The 17,889-nt window shown below is 72.6% G+C and carries 17 protein-coding genes; 10 read left to right on the forward strand and 7 right to left on the reverse strand.

The genetic code is table 11. The features are described 5' to 3' along the window. Nucleotides 1–164: 164 nt before the first annotated feature. Together ABEA82_RS00890 and ABEA82_RS00895 are read left to right on the forward strand one after the other, a co-directional pair. Nucleotides 165–1,433, forward strand: coding sequence for a hypothetical protein (locus ABEA82_RS00890; protein WP_345659371.1), 1,269 nt, complete (start codon nucleotides 165–167; stop codon nucleotides 1,431–1,433). 97 nt (nucleotides 1,434–1,530) lie between these two features. Continuing rightward, nucleotides 1,531–1,698, forward strand: coding sequence for a hypothetical protein (locus ABEA82_RS00895; RefSeq protein WP_345659372.1), 168 nt, complete (start codon nucleotides 1,531–1,533; stop codon nucleotides 1,696–1,698). A 78-nt stretch (nucleotides 1,699–1,776) separates the two neighbouring features. Here the strand turns inward: ABEA82_RS00895 and ABEA82_RS00900 are convergent, their stop codons facing one another. From ABEA82_RS00900 to ABEA82_RS00910, 3 genes are read right to left on the reverse strand one after another with little or no spacing between them, the layout of a single operon-like run. Continuing rightward, nucleotides 1,777–2,724, reverse strand: a complete 948-nt coding sequence (locus ABEA82_RS00900) for a 3-oxoacyl-ACP reductase (protein ID WP_345659373.1) — start codon at nucleotides 2,722–2,724, stop codon at nucleotides 1,777–1,779. Nucleotides 2,725–2,735: 11 nt separating this feature from the next. Further along, nucleotides 2,736–3,812 (reverse strand): Zn-dependent alcohol dehydrogenase, encoded by a 1,077-nt coding sequence (locus ABEA82_RS00905; RefSeq protein ID WP_345659374.1) that lies wholly within the window; start codon nucleotides 3,810–3,812, stop codon nucleotides 2,736–2,738. 31 nt (nucleotides 3,813–3,843) lie between these two features. Further along, nucleotides 3,844–4,701 (reverse strand): MaoC/PaaZ C-terminal domain-containing protein, encoded by an 858-nt coding sequence (locus tag ABEA82_RS00910; protein ID WP_345659375.1) that lies wholly within the window; start codon nucleotides 4,699–4,701, stop codon nucleotides 3,844–3,846. A 307-nt stretch (nucleotides 4,702–5,008) separates the two neighbouring features. On the opposite strand from ABEA82_RS00910, the gene ABEA82_RS00915 reads away from it, so the two are divergent. Beyond that, nucleotides 5,009–6,235, forward strand: coding sequence for a hypothetical protein (locus ABEA82_RS00915; RefSeq protein ID WP_345659376.1), 1,227 nt, complete (start codon nucleotides 5,009–5,011; stop codon nucleotides 6,233–6,235). 157 nt (nucleotides 6,236–6,392) lie between these two features. Here ABEA82_RS00915 and ABEA82_RS00920 read toward each other — a convergent pair whose 3' ends face one another. Continuing rightward, the gene (locus ABEA82_RS00920; protein WP_345659377.1) at nucleotides 6,393–7,835 is read right to left on the reverse strand and encodes an MFS transporter; all 1,443 of its coding nucleotides are present in this window, start codon (nucleotides 7,833–7,835) and stop codon (nucleotides 6,393–6,395) included. Between the two features lie 200 nt (nucleotides 7,836–8,035). On the opposite strand from ABEA82_RS00920, the gene ABEA82_RS00925 reads away from it, so the two are divergent. From ABEA82_RS00925 to ABEA82_RS00955, 7 genes are all read left to right on the forward strand, one after another. Beyond that, nucleotides 8,036–9,772 carry an MFS transporter gene (locus ABEA82_RS00925; RefSeq protein ID WP_345659378.1) on the forward strand — a complete coding sequence of 579 codons (1,737 nt, stop codon included), beginning with the start codon at nucleotides 8,036–8,038 and terminating at the stop codon, nucleotides 9,770–9,772. 164 nt (nucleotides 9,773–9,936) lie between these two features. Continuing rightward, complete coding sequence (locus tag ABEA82_RS00930; RefSeq protein WP_345659379.1) at nucleotides 9,937–10,587, forward strand: class I SAM-dependent methyltransferase; 651 nt, start codon at nucleotides 9,937–9,939, stop codon at nucleotides 10,585–10,587. Between the two features lie 130 nt (nucleotides 10,588–10,717). Continuing rightward, nucleotides 10,718–11,050 (forward strand): hypothetical protein, encoded by a 333-nt coding sequence (locus tag ABEA82_RS00935; RefSeq protein WP_345659380.1) that lies wholly within the window; start codon nucleotides 10,718–10,720, stop codon nucleotides 11,048–11,050. A gap of 62 nt (nucleotides 11,051–11,112) precedes the next feature. Further along, nucleotides 11,113–12,066, forward strand: coding sequence for an N-acetylmuramoyl-L-alanine amidase (locus tag ABEA82_RS00940; RefSeq protein WP_345659381.1), 954 nt, complete (start codon nucleotides 11,113–11,115; stop codon nucleotides 12,064–12,066). 157 nt (nucleotides 12,067–12,223) lie between these two features. Then, a complete protein-coding gene (locus ABEA82_RS00945) occupies nucleotides 12,224–13,048 on the forward strand; it encodes a hypothetical protein (RefSeq protein WP_345659382.1) in 825 nt (274 codons plus the stop codon). Between the two features lie 99 nt (nucleotides 13,049–13,147). After that, nucleotides 13,148–14,158 carry an LLM class F420-dependent oxidoreductase gene (locus ABEA82_RS00950; protein WP_345659383.1) on the forward strand — a complete coding sequence of 337 codons (1,011 nt, stop codon included), beginning with the start codon at nucleotides 13,148–13,150 and terminating at the stop codon, nucleotides 14,156–14,158. A gap of 46 nt (nucleotides 14,159–14,204) precedes the next feature. Further along, on the forward strand, nucleotides 14,205–14,498 hold the full coding sequence (locus ABEA82_RS00955; protein ID WP_193477689.1) for a hypothetical protein: 294 nt from the start codon (nucleotides 14,205–14,207) through the stop codon (nucleotides 14,496–14,498). Nucleotides 14,499–14,594: 96 nt separating this feature from the next. On the opposite strand, the gene ABEA82_RS00960 is transcribed toward ABEA82_RS00955, so the two are convergent. The 3 genes from ABEA82_RS00960 to ABEA82_RS00970 are packed head-to-tail and all read right to left on the reverse strand — an operon-like array spanning nucleotide 14,595 to nucleotide 17,859. After that, the gene (locus ABEA82_RS00960; RefSeq protein WP_345659384.1) at nucleotides 14,595–15,662 is read right to left on the reverse strand and encodes a prenyltransferase/squalene oxidase repeat-containing protein; all 1,068 of its coding nucleotides are present in this window, start codon (nucleotides 15,660–15,662) and stop codon (nucleotides 14,595–14,597) included. Next, on the reverse strand, nucleotides 15,659–16,420 hold the full coding sequence (locus tag ABEA82_RS00965; RefSeq protein WP_345659385.1) for a class I SAM-dependent methyltransferase: 762 nt from the start codon (nucleotides 16,418–16,420) through the stop codon (nucleotides 15,659–15,661). Before ABEA82_RS00965 ends, ABEA82_RS00960 begins: the two co-directional genes overlap by 4 nt. Then, entirely contained in the window at nucleotides 16,414–17,859 is a 1,446-nt protein-coding gene (locus ABEA82_RS00970; RefSeq protein WP_345659386.1) for a glycosyltransferase family 4 protein, read from the reverse strand. The genes ABEA82_RS00965 and ABEA82_RS00970 overlap by 7 nt, the downstream gene beginning before the upstream one ends. Between the last annotated feature and the right edge of the window lie 30 nt (nucleotides 17,860–17,889).

Consider the following 17,889-nt stretch of genomic DNA (forward strand, 5'->3'; position numbering starts at 1 on the left):
GGCGCCACCACCCCCGTCGGCCGACTGTCGCCCCGCGCAGCACAAACGCCCCCTTCCCCTCAGGCGAATCGTTCCTGGAACACCCTTATGTGTGAAGACGGGACCCGGTGGATTCCTCGCCCGCGCGTACGGTAACTACGTTCGTCACTGGAGGTGACCGAACGATGACAGCGTGTGCGATCGAGCCTTCGGCGGGTCACGAGGACGGAGCCGCGCCGGCGGGATGCACGCTCAGCGCGGACGGCGCCTACGCGGCGCGCCTCGCGTCGGCCGGCGATTCCTGGTTCCCGGAGCGCTGGACCCTGGACGGCCCCGAGCCGTACGCGGTGCCGCTGCCCCGCAACCAGCCGGAGGAACCGGGCACCGAGGTGCAGCCGATAGGGGACGGGCGGGTCCTCATCCACCGTGTCGTGGCCGGGCGGCACGCCTTCTCGCTGCTGTACCCGACGGGTCCCGGCACCGGCGAACTGCCCCTGGGCGTGGTCGAGTGCCCGCGGGACACCGCCCGGCTGCGGCTGCTGCCGCCCGCCCCCGGTGGCGAGACGGCGTACGCCCTGGCGGTCGGGCCGCGTGCCACGACGGTGTGGCTGGTGGTGGGCGGCGCGTGCGGTCCCGAGCGGCTGGCCGAGGTGCCCGGCCGCTGCTCGGGCGGGGTCTGGCTGGACCGTGCGGGACGGCTGCTGGCCCTGGACCGGGAGGCCGGCGGGCGCACCAAGACCGTCGTGGTGGACCTGGGGCGCGGCGGCGAGGTGTCGCCGCTGCTGCAGATCGCCGCCGACAGCGACGACCGGCTGCTGCTCGCCGACCACGACAGCGGACTGCTGATCGTCCGCTCGGACGCGCCTTCGCCGGGGCAGGACCGGCTCGGCTGGGGCGTCCTGGGCAGCACACTGCCGGTGCGCTTCCCGGAGTGCCTGCGGCTGCGGGACTGCACCGTCACACCGTTCGCGATCCAGCCGGGGCAGGTGCTGACGCCGGAGAGCTGCGCGGTGGCGCTGCGCATCGACGGGCCGGTGGGCAGCTGGGTCGGCGTGTGGCGGCCGGCGGAGCGGCGGGTGCACCATCTCCCGGCCCCCGAGGGGTGGCTGGCGGGCACCGGCCTGTGGACGCCGGACGGGGTGCTGCGCCTGCCGTACACGACGCCCGCGGTGTCGTGCGGGGTGGCACAGGTGAGCCCGCCCGGGGCTGTGCCGCCGGGGCCTGAAGTCACGCCGCCGGGGCCCGGGGTCATGCCGCCGGAGCCCGGTGTCACGCCCGCGGAGCCCGGCGCCGTGCCGCCCGGTTCGGAGCAGGGGACGGACGGGCGGGCCGCCGTCGGCACGCCCTCCGCACCGGGGCACCCTCCGGAACCGGCGCCCCCGGCTCCGGGCCCCTCCGCCCCCCGCCCGGTCCCGTTGCAACAGGCCCCGTTGGGAGGGCTTGTAACGAACTAGTGGCGGTTGGCGTGGCCTCCTGGATCCCGGGGGCTGGGTGCCGGTTACACTCGCCCGGCTGTAAGAAAGATCATGTTGACGGGGTGAATTCCATCCGATGAGCGACGCCAGCACGCACCAGCCGCGCAACTCCGACCTCCAGGAGCCCGCCACCGGCCACGGCCGGCACCGTGGCGAGGTCTCCAAGCAGAACAGCGAGACGGCGCCGCGCGGCCGCCACCGCAAGCCGGTGGCGGAGAACGAGCAGGCCGGGACTGCCGCCTGAGGGCAGGTCGGTCACGCGACTGAGAACGGCCCTTCCCGTCGTACGCCTTGTACGACGGGAAGGGCCGTTCCGTGTCTCTCACCCGCGCCTGAGCCCCAGCACCTCCGCCGCCGCGAACGTCTCCCCCGCCGGGCGGTCCGCGTAGTACGGCCCGAGGACGGCCTCCAGTTCGTCGTACGTGAAGGTGTCCTGCTTGCTGTCGAACCGGGCGGCGACCCTGGGCCGTTCGACGACGGCCACCATCCCGCCGTGCACCACGAGGAGCTGTCCGTTGACGTGGGCGGCGGCGGGTGAGGCGAGATAGCCGACGAGGGGGGCGACGTGCTCGGGGGCGAGCGGGTCGAGGGCGCTTCCGGTGGGCTGTTCGACGCCCGCGAAGACGTCCTCGGTCATCCGGGTGCGGGCGCGGGGGCAGATGGCGTTGGCCGTCACGCCGTACTTGGCGAGGGCGAGGGCCGTGGAGGTGGTGAGGCCGACGATCCCGCCCTTGGCCGCCGCGTAGTTGGGCTGTCCGGCGGATCCGGCGAGGAAGGCCTCCGAGGAGGTGTTCACGATCCGCCCGTACACCGCCTCCCCGGCCCGCTTGGACCGCTCCCGCCAGTGCGCGGCGGCGAACCGGGTGGTGTTGAAGTGGCCCTTGAGATGCACGCGGAGCACGGCGTCCCACTCGTCCTCGGTCATCGAGAAGACCATGCGGTCGCGCAGGATGCCCGCGTTGTTGACGAGGACGTCGAGCTTGCCGAACTCGGCGACGGCCAGCTCGACCAGGGCGCGCGCCTGCGCGAAGTCGGAGACGTCGCCGGTGTGCGCGAGGGCGGACCCGCCCGCCGCCCGGATCTCGGCGGCGACCTCCTCGGCGGGCCCGGCGGACGCCTCGCCGCTGCCGTCGCGCCCGGGCTGCCCGTAGTCGTTGACGACGACGGCGGCGCCGAGCCGGGCGAGTTCCAGCGCCTCGGCCCGGCCGAGCCCGCGGCCCGCGCCCGTGACGATCGCGGACAGTCCCTGGAGCGGCAGCGGCAGCGACATGGCGGGGGTCCTCACATCTCTATGCACGTGCGCAGGGCGGTCCCGGAGCGCATCTGGTCCAGGGCCTCGTTGATGTCGGTGAACGGGACCCGGTGGGTGATGAGGCCGGCCAGGTCGACGCGGCCCGCGCGCCACAGGGCGATGGTGCGTTCGTAGGAGCGCAGGACGTCGCCGCCGCCGTACATGGACGGCAGGATCCGCTTCTCATCGAAGAACAGCTCGAACATGTTGAGCTGGAGGAAGTCGTCCATGGCGCCGGCGCCGACCACGACGAGGGTGCCGCCGCGCCGGGTGGTGTCGTACGCGGTGCGGGCGGTGGCGGACCTGCCGACGACCTCGAAGACGTAGTCGAAGCCCTCACCGGCGGTGATCCGCTGTGTGGCGTCGGGGAGTTCGTCGGGCGAGACGGCCGTCGTGGCGCCGAACCGCAGGGCCGCCTCGCGTCGGGAGACGACCGGATCGACCGCGACGATCTCGGCGGCGCCCCGCAGCCGGGCGCCCTGGATCACGGAGATGCCCACGCCCCCGCACCCGATGACCGCCACCGAGGAACCGGCCTCCACGTCGGCCGTGTTGAGCGCGGCGCCCAGGCCGGTCGTCACCCCGCAGCCGATGAGGGCGGCGATGTCGAAGGGCACGTCGTCGGGTATCGGCACCGCGCAGCCGGCGTCGACGACGACCTCCTCGGTGAAGGTGCCGGTGCCGGCGAAGCCGAAGACGTCCCCGCCGGGCCGCTTGAAGTTGGGGGTGCCCGCGTTCATGAACCCGGCGAGGCACAGCTGGGTCTGCCCGCGCTTGCAGGAGGGGCAGGCGCCACAGGCGGGCAGCCAGCACACCACGACCCGGTCACCGGCCTTCAGGTGGCTCACGCCCTCGCCCGCTTCGAGGATCTCCCCCGCCCCTTCGTGGCCGGGCACGAACGGCGCGGGCTGCGGCAGCACCCCGCTCATCGCGGACAGGTCCGAGTGGCACAGGCCCGTGGCGCGCACCCGGATCCGCACCTTGCCGGGTCCGAACCCCACCGCCTCGACGTCGTCGAGGACCTCCAGTTTGTCCTGGCCGATCTCGTGCAGTACGGCTGCGCGCATGGTGCGGCTCCCCTCGTACGGCGGTGTGGACTCAGGTGTGTTCGACGATGGTGTCGGCGAGGACCGGTGTGTCGTCCCGGTCTGCGGCGCCGACGGCGACCCGTGTGGACTCCGGTGTGTGCCACATACGGATCCGCAGGGTCTCGCCCGGGAAGACGACCCCGGCGAAACGCGTGGCGTACGACCGGACCCGGGTCACGTCCCCGCCGAGCAGCGTGTCGACGACCGCCTTGAGGGTCATGCCGTAGGTGCACAGCCCGTGCAGGATGGGGCGGTCGAAGCCGGCGCGTTCGGCGAACTCGGGGTCGGCGTGCAGCGGGTTGAGGTCGCCGGACAGCCGGTAGAGCAGGGCCTGGTCCTCGCGGACGTGCCGTTCGACGACCCGGTCCGGCGCACCGTCGGGCGGGTCGAGCCGGGCGGACGGCCCTCGGTCGCCGCCCCAGCCGCCCTCTCCGCGTACGTAGATCTGCGCGTCGTTCGTCCACAACGGCCCGTCGCCGTCGGCCACTTCTGTGCGCATCACGAGGACGGCCGCCTTGCCCTTGTCGTACACGGCGGCGATCCGGCCGGTGGCGGTCGCGCGGCCCTCGGCGGGCAGGGGGCGGTGGATCCGGAGGCTCTGCCCGCCGTGCAGGACGCGGGCGAGGTCGACGTCGACGCCGGGCATGGACAGGCCGCTGATCACGCCGGGGGATCCGGCGCCCGCGACGGTGGCGAAGCTCGGCAGGACGTGCAGCCGGGACTCCAGGGTGTAGCGCAGTTCGTCGGGGTCGGTGGCGGGGCGGCCCGCGCCGATGCCGAGGTGGTAGAGCTGCACGTCCTTGGTGCCCCAGGAGATCTCGCCGGTCCGGGGTTCGGCGGCGAGCGCCTTGGCTGCGTCGATGGGCATGGGGCTCCTGATCGCCGTGGGAAGACCTCGGCACGGCCGTCCGCACCGTCGGCCGCACCGAGGCCGTCTGGGACCGAACTGGAACGCGTTCCAGTCCTGCGCCCTCTGTATAGCCCAGGCCACCGCACTTGTGAAGCCTCCTGACGCCGTGTCAGATGAGGTGATCGGGCGGACGCGTCATGCCAATCAGGGCACCCCGGGTGGGCAGGGGCCGGGCCCCCTTTCGGGGTGGGGCGCGTGTACGTTGGCCGGTGGTCCGCGTCGCAGTCGTCGGCGGCGTCGGCAAGGGGCTAGGGAAAAGGAACACATGGCACGCGTCGCCGTCATCACCGCGCCGAACATCGGGTACCGCAACACCGGCATGCTGACCGTCGACCTGGCTTTCGAGTCCCTGCGGCGGCGTATGGACGCCGGGATCGACGCCACCTGGTTCACCCTGCACACGCCGGACACCGTGCCGCTGCGCGAGTGCGCGCTCGGCACCGACCTCCCGTTCCGCTTCCACCCCCTGGCCGAGCACCTCGACACCGTCCGCGACCACGACGCGGTCGTCTTCTGGGGCGACTTCCTCCACACCCGGCACTATCTGGAGCAGGACGCGACGAACCGCCTGCTCGACTTCGGCTTCGCCGAGGACCGCGACGCCGCCCGGGGCCTGCTGAACCGGACCCTGCTCTTCGCCGACCAGCCCGACGAGCTCCTCGCACGGACCCTCAGCTACGGCGGGACGATCCTGCACAACACGCAGTCCGACTACGAGGACAAGGACTACGGCCCGTTGTTCTCCCGCATGGTGCGCCGCAGTCACCGCGTGTGGGTGCGGGACCCGCTCTCGGCGGCGAAGATCGCACACCTGCGCGAGGACCGTACGACCGACTACTTCGGTTCGGACGCGGCGCTGCTGTCCCGCCCGGGCGACCTCGACCACCTCCCGACCACGGACTGGTCCCGGTCGGTACCGGACGGCGGTGCGATCGGCGTGTTCCTCGGCGCCCGCACCCCGATCCCCGAGTGGCTGCCCGGCTTCTGCCAGGACCTCTCCGACCGTCTGGGCGCCCCGCTGGAATGGCTGCCCTGGTTCGACCGTGACATCCCGGCCCCGGTCGGCCACATCGCACCCCGCCCGGGTGCCCACACCATCGGCGACCTGCCTGCGGTCCTCCCCCGGTACCGGCTGGTCATCACGGACACCTACCACTTGGCGGTCAACGCCTGGGGCGCCGGCACCCCGGCGGTGTGCGTCGGCGCGCCCGAGCCGACCCCCAAGACCCACGACGACTACCTGACGCTGAGCGATGTGAAGAAGCACGTCTTCCACATGGCCTACGACGCGACGGACTTCTACCTGTCCACCCTCGCCGACAGCCGGGAGGGCCACGAGCGCCGCGTCGACCGGCTCGTCGAGCTCGTGGAGGACGGCGGAGCGGACGCCGTGGCCCGGCGCATCCGTGCTCACGCCGACCATTCGGCGACGGCGTTCACCGACACGCTGACCTCCCTGCTCGACGGCCCGCGCCCTGCCCTGGGCCCGTGAGACGGACCCCGCCCTGCCCTGGGCCCGTGAGAGGGACCCCGCCCTGCCCTGGGCCCGTGACCGAGGAGGCGCTACGGGAGGCCCGCCGCCAGGGCCGGCTGTGAGCCCCGCTCCCACCCGGACAACGCGGTCCCACCGCCAAAAGCCCCCGGCGGCCCTACCGTTCCCGTGCCGTCCGCGGCAGCCACGCCCACATGAGCAGCACCCCCACCGCCAGCACCCCGGTCCCGACCCGGAACGCCAGTGCGTACCCCTCCGTCAGTGCCGCCGGGGTCGTGCTGCCCGCCGTGCGGGCCGCCGCCAGGGTCGAGAGGACCGCCAGGCCCAGTGAACCGCCCATCGTGCGCGAGGTGTTGACGAGGCCGGAGACCAGGCCCGCCTCGCCGGGGGCCGCGCCGGAGATGGCCAGGGCGGCGAGCGGGGTCGCCGCCAGACCCGCGCCGAGCATCATCAGGATGCCGGGGACCATGATCACGGTGACGTACGCGCCGTCGGGGGTCATCGTGGACTGCCAGCCGAAGCCGGCCAGGGCGACCAGCGTCCCCAGCACCGCCACACGTCGGGGGCTGAGCTTCCGCATCAGGCGGGGCGCGAGCTTGGAGCCGAGGATGACGGCGAGGGAGCTCGGGACCAGGGCGAGTCCGGCCTCCAGCGGCGTGTAGCCGAGGGCGTTCTGGGCGTACAGGGTCATGAAGAACCACATGCAGAACATCGCGGAACCGCACAGGAACATCGCCACATTCGCCGAGGACACCGAGCGCAGCCGGAGCAGTGCGAGCGGCATCAGCGCATGGGCGGTGCGGGCCTCGACGGCGAGGAACAGGGCGAGCAGTGCCAGCCCGGCGAGCAGCGGCAGCAGCGTGGCCGGTGCCGTCCAGCCCGCCGCCTCCGTCTGCGAGATGCCGTAGGCCAGCGTGCCCAGCCCGGCCGTGACGCACAGGGCGCCGGGCAGGTCGAGTCGCCGCCCGTCACCGGCCCGGCCCTCGACGAGGAACCAGACGGCCGCGCACAGCACCACCGCGCCGACGGGCACGTTGATCAGCAGCACCCATCGCCACGACAACGCTTCCACCAGCAGCCCGCCGACCAGACCGCCCGCCGCGCCGCCACCGGCACCGACCGCCGTCCAGGTGCCTATGGCCCGGGCCCTCGCCGCCCCCTCCGGCACCGAGGAGGTGAGGATCGTCAGCGTCGAGGGGGCCAGGACCGCCGCGCCCAGCCCCTGCACGGCCCGCGCCACCAGCAGCTGCCAGTCGTCCTGCGCCAGCCCTCCGGCCAGCGAGGCCAGGGTGAACAGCCCGAGTCCGACGAGGAACATCCGCTTGCGGCCGTAGAGGTCCCCGGCCCGCCCGCCGAGCAGCATGAACCCGGCGAAGGCGATGGAGTAGGCGTTCACCACCCATTGCAGACCCTGCTCGCTCAGCCCGAGCCCGGTCCGCATCGACGGCAGCGCCACGTTGACCACGGAGACGTCCAGCACGACGAGGAACTGCCCGGCGCACGTGAGGGCCACGACGAGCCACGTCGGCGGCGCTCCGCGCGGAGGCAGCAGGGAGGTGCGGGCAACGGCGGTGTCGGCGGATTCGGGCATGCCTGTCATGCTCTCAACCCCCTTGCGCCCGTTGCATCGGGATTTCGCCGGGCACCGGCCTCCGCCCCAGGCCCTAGGCCTCCCGTAATCCCAAGGAAAGGTCAAGTTTTCGTTAGGGTGCCGAAGCAACGGAATAGTTGCCTGGACATACAAGGTTCATGGTCCATGTAACGACGCAACTCCGAACACCGGCCTGGAGGCCTCCCTCAATGACGCAGTCGACGACAGACCGTCCCGCCGGCAGAGCGGCGAGCGGAGCCGTGGTCCCGGTACTCGCCTTCGCGGGCATCGTTGTCGCGGTGATGCAGACCCTCCTCGTCCCGGTCATCAAGGATCTGCCGCAGCTGCTGGACACCGCCCCCAGCGACGCCACCTGGGTCCTGACCTCGACCCTGCTCTCAGGCGCGGTGGCCACCCCGATCATGGGCCGGCTCGGCGACCTCTACGGCAAGCGCCGCATGCTGATCACCAGCCTGGCGGTCATGGTCGTCGGCGCCCTGGTCAGCGCCTTCACCAGCGACCTGCTGACGATGATCGTGGGGCGTACGCTCCAGGGCTTCGCGATGGGCGCGATCCCCCTCGGCATCGGCCTGATGCGCGACATGCTGCCCCGGGAGCGGCTCGGCTCGGCGATGGCCCTGATGAGCTCCTCCATAGGCGTGGGCGGTGGCCTCGCCCTGCCCGCCGCCGCCCTGGTCGCCCAGCACTCCGACTGGCACGTCCTGTTCTACGGCGCCGCCGGCCTCGGTGTCCTCGCCATCGCCCTCACCCTGCTCGTCGTGCCCGAGTCGCCGATGCGCGCCGAGGGCTCCTTCGACCTGCCGGGCGCCCTCGGACTGTCCACGGGCCTCGTGCTCTTCCTGCTGCCGATCACCAAGGGCAGCGACTGGGGCTGGACCTCCGGCACCACGCTCGGCCTGTTCGCCGCCGCCGCGGTCGTGCTGGTCCTGTGGGGCGTGCTGGAACTGCGCGTCAAGGCCCCGCTGGTCGACCTGCGCACCACCGCCCGCCCGGCCGTCCTCTTCACCAACCTCGCGTCGATCATGGTCGGCGTCTCCTTCTACGTCGTCTCCCTGGTCCTGCCGCAGTTGCTCCAGCTGCCGAAGTCCACCGGCTACGGCCTCGGCCAGTCGATGGTCGTCGCGGGTCTGCTCGTCGCGCCGCTCGGCCTGACGATGATGTTCACCGCGCCCGTCTACGCCCGCCTCTCCGCGAAGTACGGCCCCAAGGTCACCCTCATCCTCGGCCTGCTGATCATCGCGATCGGCTACGGCGCCGGCCTCGGCCTGATGAGCGCCCCCTGGCAGAGCCTGGTCATCTCGGTGCTGCTGGGCGCGGGCATCGGCCTCGCCTACTCCTCGCTGCCCGCGCTGATCGTGGGTGCGGTCCCGGCCTCGGAGACGGGTGCGGCGAACGGCCTCAACACCCTGATGCGCTCCATCGGCACGTCGGTGTCGAGCGCCGTGATCGGCATGGTGCTGGCCAACACCGCCAACCATGTCGGCGGCGTCGCGATCCCGACCATGCACGGCTTCCGGGTCTCCTTCCTGATCGCGACCGCGGCGGTGGCGATCGGTCTGCTGCTGGCCCTGTTCCTGCCGAAGCCGAATCGCGCCCCGCAGCTGCGGGCGAGCAGCGAGGAGGACGCCAATCTGGCGCGCGCCGAGGCGGCGCTGCGCGGTTTCCGCGGCCGGGTGCTGGCCGCGGACGGCAGCCCGGTCGCCCGCGCCAAGGTCACGCTCATCGACCGCCACGGCCGCCAGGCGGGCGCGACCCTCTCGGGCGAGGACGGCAACTACACCCTCACCGTCCCGGCCGGCGGCGCGTTCGTCCTGGCCGCCCGCGCCACGGGCCACGGCCCGCTCGCCTCGTCCGCGACCCACGCGGGCGACGAGCGCCCGGTCGACCTGGACCTGTCCCTGCCGGGCGAGACGGTCTCCGCCTGACGCCACCACTCCCACTCCGCTACTGACCAGTACCCCCTGTCGGCGACCGGCAGGGGGTACGGCACGATGGGCGCCCGGACCGTCCTACGACCGACCGGACCGTCTAACGACCGACCGGACCGTCCTACGACCGCCCGAACCGCCCTACGACCGAGAGGAACCCCATGCCCGCGGCCCCGAAACCCGAGATCCTGGCCGCGTTCGAGGCGGCGAAGGGGTTCATGCCCGTCGAGGAGGGCCTCGCCCTGTACGCGGCGGCCGTGGAGGCCGGGCGGCTCGGGCTGCCGCTGCTGGAGGTCGGCACGTACTGCGGCCGGTCCACGATCCTGCTCGCCGACGCGGCCCGGCAGGCCGGGGTCGGCGCGCTCACCGTCGACCACCACCGCGGCAGCGAGGAGCAGCAGCCGGGCTGGGAGTACCACGACCCGGAGACGGTCGACCCCGAGCTCGGTGTGATGGACACACTGCCCACGTTCCGCCGCACGCTCCACAGGGCGGGCCTCGAGGAGCACGTGGTGGCGCTGGTCGGGCGTTCCCCGCAGATCGCCGCGTTCTGGCGGACGCCCCTGGGGTTCGTCTTCATCGACGGCGGCCACACCGACGAGCACGCCACCGCCGACTACGAGGGCTGGGCCCCGCACGTCACCGAGGGCGGCCTGCTCCTCATCCACGACGTCTTCCCGGACCCCCAGGACGAGTTCACCGGCCAGGCCCCGTACCGCGTCTACCTCAGGGCCCTGGCCTCCGGCGCCTTCACGGAGGTCTCGGCAACGGACTCGCTGCGAGTGCTGCGCCGCACGGGTCCGGGCATCTGAGAGCCCGGACCCGCTCCCGGGCGGTCTGACGGCTGGGCGGGTGAACTGCGCCCCCTGCGCGCCCTCCGGTCGGCCCACGGGCGGCGTGGCGAGTCGGTGGGCGGCCGGAGCTGCCCAAAGATCCGGGCGCGTGGCACACACCTTCGCAGAGCTCGTGGAGAAGCAGCGCGCGGCGGACGCGGCGTACGCCCGCGTGCAGCGTCTACAGGACGATTACGGGCCGCCCACCCAGACCAAGTGGAGCGGCCAGCAGACCACCACGTGGGAGACCGCCTGGCGCGCCTGGCGCGACCTCGCCCGGGACGTCCAGGCGGCGCTGACCGCGTACGCGAAGCAGGAGGACACCCCGCGCCAGGACGTCGAGGAGCGGGTGAGGGAGGCGGTACGGCACGGGGGGACCGAGGCGAACGGGGAGGACCGGGAGAAAGGGGAGATGGAGGAGAACGAGGAGAACGACGGGTAGCCGCCACCCGTCGGGCCGTCCTCGGCCCGCCGCCGGCGGGGACGGCCGCTAGGGTGGCAGGCGTGTCGTACGTAGGCCCGGACTTCGAACCGCCCCAGCCCCGCCGCTCCCGCCGCGGGCCCCTGACCGTCGCACTCGCCGCGCTGGTGCCGGGGGCGCTGCTCGGCTGGCTGGTGTTCGAGACGGTGGGCGGCTCGGGGGACGGCGACGGCTCGGGCCGGGCGACCGTACGGTCCTCACCGCCCGCGAAGTCCGACGCGCCCACCGGCACCGACGACGGCAAACAGCAGGGCGCCGCCCCCACGTCCTCCGCGTCGGCGTCCTCCGCACCCGCCGCCTCCGGCCCGCTCAAGGGGAAGGTCGTCGTCATCGACCCCGGCCACAACCCGGACAACTTCCAGCACACGTCCGAGATCAACCGCAAGGTGGACATCGGGACGAACTGGAAGGAGTGCGACACCACCGGCACGTCCACCAACGACGGTTACGCCGAGGCGAAGTTCACGCTGGACGTGGCACACCGCATGCGCACGCTCCTCGAAGAGCAGGGCGCCACGGTGAAGCTGACCCAGGACGGCGACCGGCCGTACGGCCCGTGCGTGGACGAGCGGGCCCGGATCGGCAACGAGGCGAAGGCCGACGCGGTGGTCTCGATCCACGCGGACGGCGCCGGCGCCGGCAACCGGGGTTTCCACGTCATCACGCCCGGCCCGGTCCACTCGGGCGCCGCGGACACCCGCGCGATCGTCGCCCCCTCCCGCGACCTCGGCGAGCGCGTCGCCGGCCGCTTCGTCGCAGTCACCGGCAGCGCGCCGTCCGACTACGTCGGCGACGGCACCGGCCTCGTCACGCGGAAGGACCTGGGCGGTCTCAATCTGTCAACGGTTCCGAAGGTGTTCATCGAGTGCGGGAACATGCGCGATAGCAAGGACGCGGCGTTGCTCACCAGTGGCGCGTGGCGACAGAAGGCGGCGCAAGGGATCTCTGAGGGAATCGTGAGTTTCCTGCGCGGGTAGCTCTCGCCGGGCTGGTCCGGGCGGACACCCTGATCGGGCGGGCGATAGTGTCTCCCTACGATGAGGGGCCACCCCCGCGCTTCACACAGGGGCCTGACGGCGACATGGTGACAGCGACGCCTCTACCGACGATGAGACGACCTACGAAGGACCTGAAGTGAATATCCGCTCCCTCACTCGAGGCGACGGCGTGGTGATCGGAGCAGCGGTGTTGCTGTTCATCGCGTCATTCCTCGCCCTGTACTCGTTCGACAATGTCCCCGACAGCGTCGACCTCCCCAGCCTGTGGGGAAGCGGTCCGGTCGTGTTCAGCGTCGTGCTGGCGGGGATCATCGGCGCCGCGCTCGTCGTCGTCTCCCACGGTCTGCCGCAGGTCCCGAAGATCGCGGGGATCGAGCTCGGCCAGTTCGGCGCCGCCTTCACCGTGTTCGCCGCGTGGAGCGCGCTGGGCAACATCGTCGACGTGCCCGGCGGCTTCGACAACATCGGCGCGAACGCGAGCGACGGGGCCCCGACTCCCGGCATCGGCCTGATCCTCGCCCTCGTCGCCACGCTCCTCATGGCCGCCGCCGCCATCGCCACGCCCCTGGTCCCCGCGCTCAAGGGCGCCCTCGTCCCGGCCCCCCGTCCCGCCACTCCGCAGCCCTTCGGCGGTCAGCCGCAGGGTGGTTACGGCTACCCGGGCGCGCAGCAGCCCGGCGGCTACGGCCAGCCGCAGCCGGGGCAGCCGTACGGCGGTCAGCCCCAGCCGCAGCAGGCCCAGGCGCCGCAGCCGCCGGCCGGGGACTTCTCGCCGTTCTGGTTCGCGGTGCCGGTGCCGCGGCCGCTGTTCCCGGAGGACGGCTCGCCGACGCCGATCGCCGAACTCGCCCCGGGCACCTGGTACCTGGCGGTCGAGCAGCGCGGCGCGGCCCTGGTCGCCCAGACGCAGGACGGCCGCCGCGGTGTCCTCCAGGACACGTCGGGCATCCAGCGCGGCTGAGCCCGCCCCGGCCCTCACGGCCCCTCGCCCTTCCGGGCGGGGGGCCGTTGCCGTACAGTCGTCGCTCCCCGTCGGCTGACGCTCCGTCAGGAGGCAGGCATGCGGCTCGGTCTGGCACTCGGCTACTGGGGTCGCGGCCCCTCCCCCGACCATGTGCCGCTCGCGCGGGAGGCCGAGCGGCTGGGCTACGACTCCGTCTGGACGGCGGAGTCCTGGGGCTCGGACGTGTTCACGCCGCTCGCCTGGATCGCGGCGCACACCTCGCGCATCCGGCTGGGCACGGCGGTCGCGCAGATGGCCGCCCGCCCGCCGACCACCACCGCGATGCACGCCCTGACCTTGGACCACCTCTCCGGCGGGCGCATGATGCTGGGCCTCGGGCTCTCCGGACCGCAGGTGGTCGAGGGCTGGTACGGCCGCCCGTTCCCCTCCTCCCCCCTCACCGCCACCCGCGAATACGTCGACGTCGTACGGCAGGTGCTGCGCCGTGCGGCGCCGGTGGAGTCGGCGGGCCGCTTCCACACCCACCCCTACCAGGGGCCCGGCGCCACGGGCCTGGGCAGACCGCTCAGGTCGATCACCCATCCCCTCCGCCCTGACCTGCCGATCCTGCTCGGTGCGGAGGGCCCGAAGAACGTCGCCCAGACGATCCGGATCGCCGACGGCTGGCTGCCGCTGTACTGGCCGCCGACCCGGCCGGAGGTGTACGGCCCGGCCCTGGCAGACCTGCCGGCAGGGTTCCTGGTCGCGCCGCTGGCCCAGGTCCGGGTCTGCGACGACGTCGCCGAGGGCCTGCTGCCCGTCAAGGCCATGCTCGGCTTCTACATCGGCGGCATGGGTCACGCGGCCCGCAACTTCCACGCCGACCTCATGGCGCGCATGGGCTACGAGGAGGAGGCCCGCCGGATCCAGCGGCTGTTCCTCGACGGCCGCCGGGAGGAGGCCGTGCTCGCCGTCCCCGACGCCTTCGCCGACGAGATCTCCCTGGTCGGACCGCGCGAACGGATCGCGGAGCGGCTGGAGTCGTGGCGCCGGGGACCGGTGACGGACCTGCTGGTGATCAGCACCGACCGCCACACGCTGCGCGTACTGGCCGAGTTGAACTCCTGAGCGAATCTCCGGGTTTCATCCAGAGTTCAAGGGCAATCCGGAGAACATGTCCCCTCGATATCGCAACGGTGCGAATCAGGCCGGCACGATCGTCGCGGTCGTGGCCGACATCATGGCGCTCATCCTGGGTCTCTGGATCCTGATGTACCTGCTGGACGCGAACCGGGCGAACAGCTTCGTCCAGTTCATCCACGACGCGGCCCGCTGGCTCGCGGGCTGGTCCCACGACCTGTTCACCTTCGACGAGGCCTGGGCCCGAGTGGTCTGCGGCTACGGCCTGGCAGCGGTGGTCTACCTGTTCGTGGGCCACGCGATCGCCAACAGGGCCCACCGCCACTGAGAACGCCCTCAGGGGCTCGTCCCTCAGGGGCGCGGGGAACTGCGCGACAAGCCACGCACAACCCGCACCCGCGAACCCGGCGAGCCCCCCGAGCTCTCAGGCGCAACAGTCCGAGTCCAACCCCACGGGCAAGTCCCCGCCGAACACCTGGCACGTGGCCTCATGCCCACCCAACGCGGCCACGGCCAGCAACAACGACCCCGCGGTCCACGTAGTCAGCTCCTGCGGCCAGATGGCGTCGTCGTCGAAGACATACCCCGTCCAGTACAGCCCGCTGTCCTCGTCCCGCAGATGCTGGATCGACTGCAACACGTCCAACGCCCGGTCGGACTCCCCCATCGCCCAGAGCGCCAGCGCGAGTTCCGCGGACTCGCCCCCCGTCACCCACGGATTGGGCACCACGCACCGCACGCCCAGCCCCGGGACGACGAACCGGTCCCAGTCCTCCTCGATACGGGCCTTGGCCTCGGCCCCGGTCAGCGCACCCCCGAGCACCGGGTAGTACCAGTCCATCGAGTACCGGTTCTTGTCGAGGAACCGCTCCGGATGGTGCCGTATCGCATGCCGCAGGGCGCCCGCCGCCAACTCCCAGTCGGGCTGGGGCTCTTCACGCTCCTCGGCGATGGCCAGCGCGCAGCGCAGCGCGTGGTGGATCGAGGAGGATCCGGTCAGCAGGGCGTCGGCCGTGTCGGTGCCGTCGTCGTCGCGGCGCCAGCCGATCTGCCCGCCCGGCTGCTGGAGGCGCAGCACGAACTCCACCGCCGCGTAGACGGCCGGCCACATCCGCTCCAGGAACGTGTCGTCGCCGGTGGAGAGGTAGTGGTGCCAGACGCCCACGGCTATGTAGGCGACGAAGTTGGTCTCCCGGCCCCGGTCGGTGACGTCGTCGAACTGCCCGTCCGCGTACGCGGCGTACCAGGAGCCGTCCGTGTTCTGGTGCCGGGCGAGCCACAGGTAGGCCCGTTCGGCGGCCTCGTGCTCACCGGCCGTGTCGAGTGCCATCGCGGCCTCGACGTGGTCCCACGGGTCGAGGTGGTGCCCCCGGAACCACGGGATCGCGCCGTCCTCGCGCTGTACGGCGAGGATGCCGGCGACGGTGGCGGCGGCCTGCCTCGCGGTGAGGACCCCGGGCAGGACCAGGTGTTCCGTCCGGGGAGTCGTCACTTGGTGTCCGCCCCGGTGCCGGAGGGGCTGTCGGACAGGCGCGGCAGGTGCGGCTTGGTCGCGTAGGCCACGAAGCTCTTGCCGATCAGCGGGTTCAGCGCCTGTTCGGCGACCCGGGTGGCCAGCGGCTTCTTCATGATGTCCCAGACGAGCAGCTTGTGGTACGCCCGCACCGGCAGGGCCTTGTCGTTGTCCACGCCGAACGCGCACTTCAGCCACCAGTAGGGGGAGTGCAGGGCGTGGGCGTGGTGCGTGCCGTAGGGCTGGAGGCCGGCCTCGCGGATCTTCGTGAGCAGTTCGTCCGCCTTGTAGATGCGGATGTGGCCGCCCTCGACCTCGTGGTAGGCGTCGGACAGGGTCCAGCAGACCTTCTCGGGGCCGTAGCGCGGGACGGTGACGGCGATGCGCCCGCCGGGCTTCAGCACCCGCACCATCTCCGCGAGGACGCCCTTGTCGTCCGGGATGTGTTCCATCACCTCGGAGATGATGACGACGTCGAAGGACTCGTCGGGGAAGGGCAGCGCGAGGGCGTCGCCCTCCATCGCCGTGGCGGTGGCGCCCTCGGGGGCCTCGCCGGCCTCCTTCATCGCCGCGAACCACTTCGCGACCTCGCGGATCTCCTCGGCGTTCTGATCCAGCGCCACGACCTGTGCGCCGCGCCGGTAGCACTCGAACGCGTGCCGCCCGGCACCGCAGCCCAGGTCCAGGACGCGGTCGCCCGGGGCGAGCGGGAACCGGGAGAAGTCGACGGTCAGCACGTGGCCCTGCTTTCGGAGTTGACGCCTTCTACATCTGTGGGGACAGCGGTGACAGCACCTGTCGTGACCGCCGGGGGTGTCGGCTCGGCTCCTGTCGAGGGGGCCGAACGGCCGGAGGCCCGGGGCGCGGAGCGGTCCCCGGCCCTGTCGATCGCCTCCCGGTACCGGGTCACCGTTCCTTCCGCGGCCCTGGCCCAGGTGAAGTGCCGCAGGACCCGTTCCCGCCCGGCCGCTCCGAGCCGTGCGCGCAGTTCCGGGTCGCCCAGCAGCCGGTTCAGCCCGGCGGCCAGCGCCCCCGCGTCCCCCGGCGGCACCGCCAGGCACGTCTCGCCGTCCTGCCCGGCGACCTCGGGGATCGCGCCGCCGGTCGTGGCCAGCAGCGGTGTCCCCGTCGCCATGGCCTCGGCGGCCGGGAGGGAGAAGCCCTCGTACAGCGACGGCACGCAGGCGACTTCGGCCGAGCGCACCAGGTCGACGAGTTCCGCGTCGGAGATGCCCTTGACGAACTCGACGGCGCCGTCGAGGCCGTAACGTTCCATCGCCTGGGCGACGGGTCCCTCGGTGGGCCGCTTGCCGACGACCACGAGGTGGGCGCCGGGCTGCTCGGTGCGCACCTTCGCCAGCGCCTCGACCAGGTGGACCAGGCCCTTCAGCGGGACGTCCGCGCTGGACGTCGTCACGATCCGGCCCGGCACGACCGGCACCGAGGGGTCCGGTGCGAACAGGTCGGTGTCGGCGCCGATGTGGACGACGTGGATACGGTCCTGCCGCACACCCAGGTGGTCGACGATCTCCTGCCGGGAGGTGCCGGAGACCGTGAGCACGGACGGCAGCCGGCGCGCGACGCGCTTCTGCATGCGTGTGAAGGCGTACCAGCGCCGCACCGACAGCCGCCGCTTGCGGCCCTCGGCGGCGTCCAGCTCCAACTGCCGGTCGACGGTGATGGGGTGGTGGATGGTGGTCACCAGGGGCGCGCCCACGTCGCCGAGCAGCCCGTACCCGAGTGTCTGGTTGTCGTGCACGACGTCGAACTCGCCCCGGCGGGCCCGTAGATGGCGGCGGGCGCGCAGTGAGAACGTCAGGGGTTCGGGGAAGCCGCCGGTCCACATCGTCGCGACCTCGAGCGCGTCGATCCAGTCGCGGTACTCGTCACGCTTCGGGGTGCGGAAAGGATCCGGCTGGCGGTAGAGGTCGAGGCTGGGCAGCTCGGTGAGGCTCACCCGGCCGTCGCCCTCGTCGAGCACGGGATACGGCTGTGCGCCGATGACCTCGACCCGGTGGCCGAGGCGGGCCAGTTCGCGCGAGAGGTGCCGGACGTAGACACCCTGACCGCCGCAGAACGGGTTCCCTTTATAGGTGAGGAGCGCGATGTGGAGCGGTCGCAAGCCGTCGGCGGCGGGGTCCTCCGAGAGCCCGGCCTCCCTGGCCTCAGCGGTCACTCTGGGCCCCCTTCTCCCTGCTCGGTCCCG

It is taken from the genome of Streptomyces venetus, assembly GCF_039540295.1.
In the GTDB taxonomy this organism is placed as follows: Bacteria; Actinomycetota; Actinomycetes; order Streptomycetales; family Streptomycetaceae; genus Streptomyces; species Streptomyces venetus.

What these genes read in the sequence shown, in the direction of transcription:
- ABEA82_RS00910 (WP_345659375.1), bottom strand. Translation starts at nt 4,701, where the DNA reads ATGCCCATCGACGCAGCCAAGGCGCTCGCCGCCGAACCCCGGACCGGC.
- ABEA82_RS00915 (WP_345659376.1), top strand. Translation starts at nt 5,009, where the DNA reads ATGGCACGCGTCGCCGTCATCACCGCGCCGAACATCGGGTACCGCAAC.
- ABEA82_RS00950 (WP_345659383.1), top strand. Translation starts at nt 13,148, where the DNA reads ATGCGGCTCGGTCTGGCACTCGGCTACTGGGGTCGCGGCCCCTCCCCC.
- ABEA82_RS00925 (WP_345659378.1), top strand. Translation starts at nt 8,036, where the DNA reads ATGACGCAGTCGACGACAGACCGTCCCGCCGGCAGAGCGGCGAGCGGA.
- ABEA82_RS00900 (WP_345659373.1), bottom strand. Translation starts at nt 2,724, where the DNA reads ATGTCGCTGCCGCTGCCGCTCCAGGGACTGTCCGCGATCGTCACGGGC.
- ABEA82_RS00955 (WP_193477689.1), top strand. Translation starts at nt 14,205, where the DNA reads ATGTCCCCTCGATATCGCAACGGTGCGAATCAGGCCGGCACGATCGTC.
- ABEA82_RS00890 (WP_345659371.1), top strand. Translation starts at nt 165, where the DNA reads ATGACAGCGTGTGCGATCGAGCCTTCGGCGGGTCACGAGGACGGAGCC.
- ABEA82_RS00905 (WP_345659374.1), bottom strand. Translation starts at nt 3,812, where the DNA reads ATGCGCGCAGCCGTACTGCACGAGATCGGCCAGGACAAACTGGAGGTC.
- ABEA82_RS00920 (WP_345659377.1), bottom strand. Translation starts at nt 7,835, where the DNA reads ATGACAGGCATGCCCGAATCCGCCGACACCGCCGTTGCCCGCACCTCC.
- ABEA82_RS00930 (WP_345659379.1), top strand. Translation starts at nt 9,937, where the DNA reads ATGCCCGCGGCCCCGAAACCCGAGATCCTGGCCGCGTTCGAGGCGGCG.
- ABEA82_RS00895 (WP_345659372.1), top strand. Translation starts at nt 1,531, where the DNA reads ATGAGCGACGCCAGCACGCACCAGCCGCGCAACTCCGACCTCCAGGAG.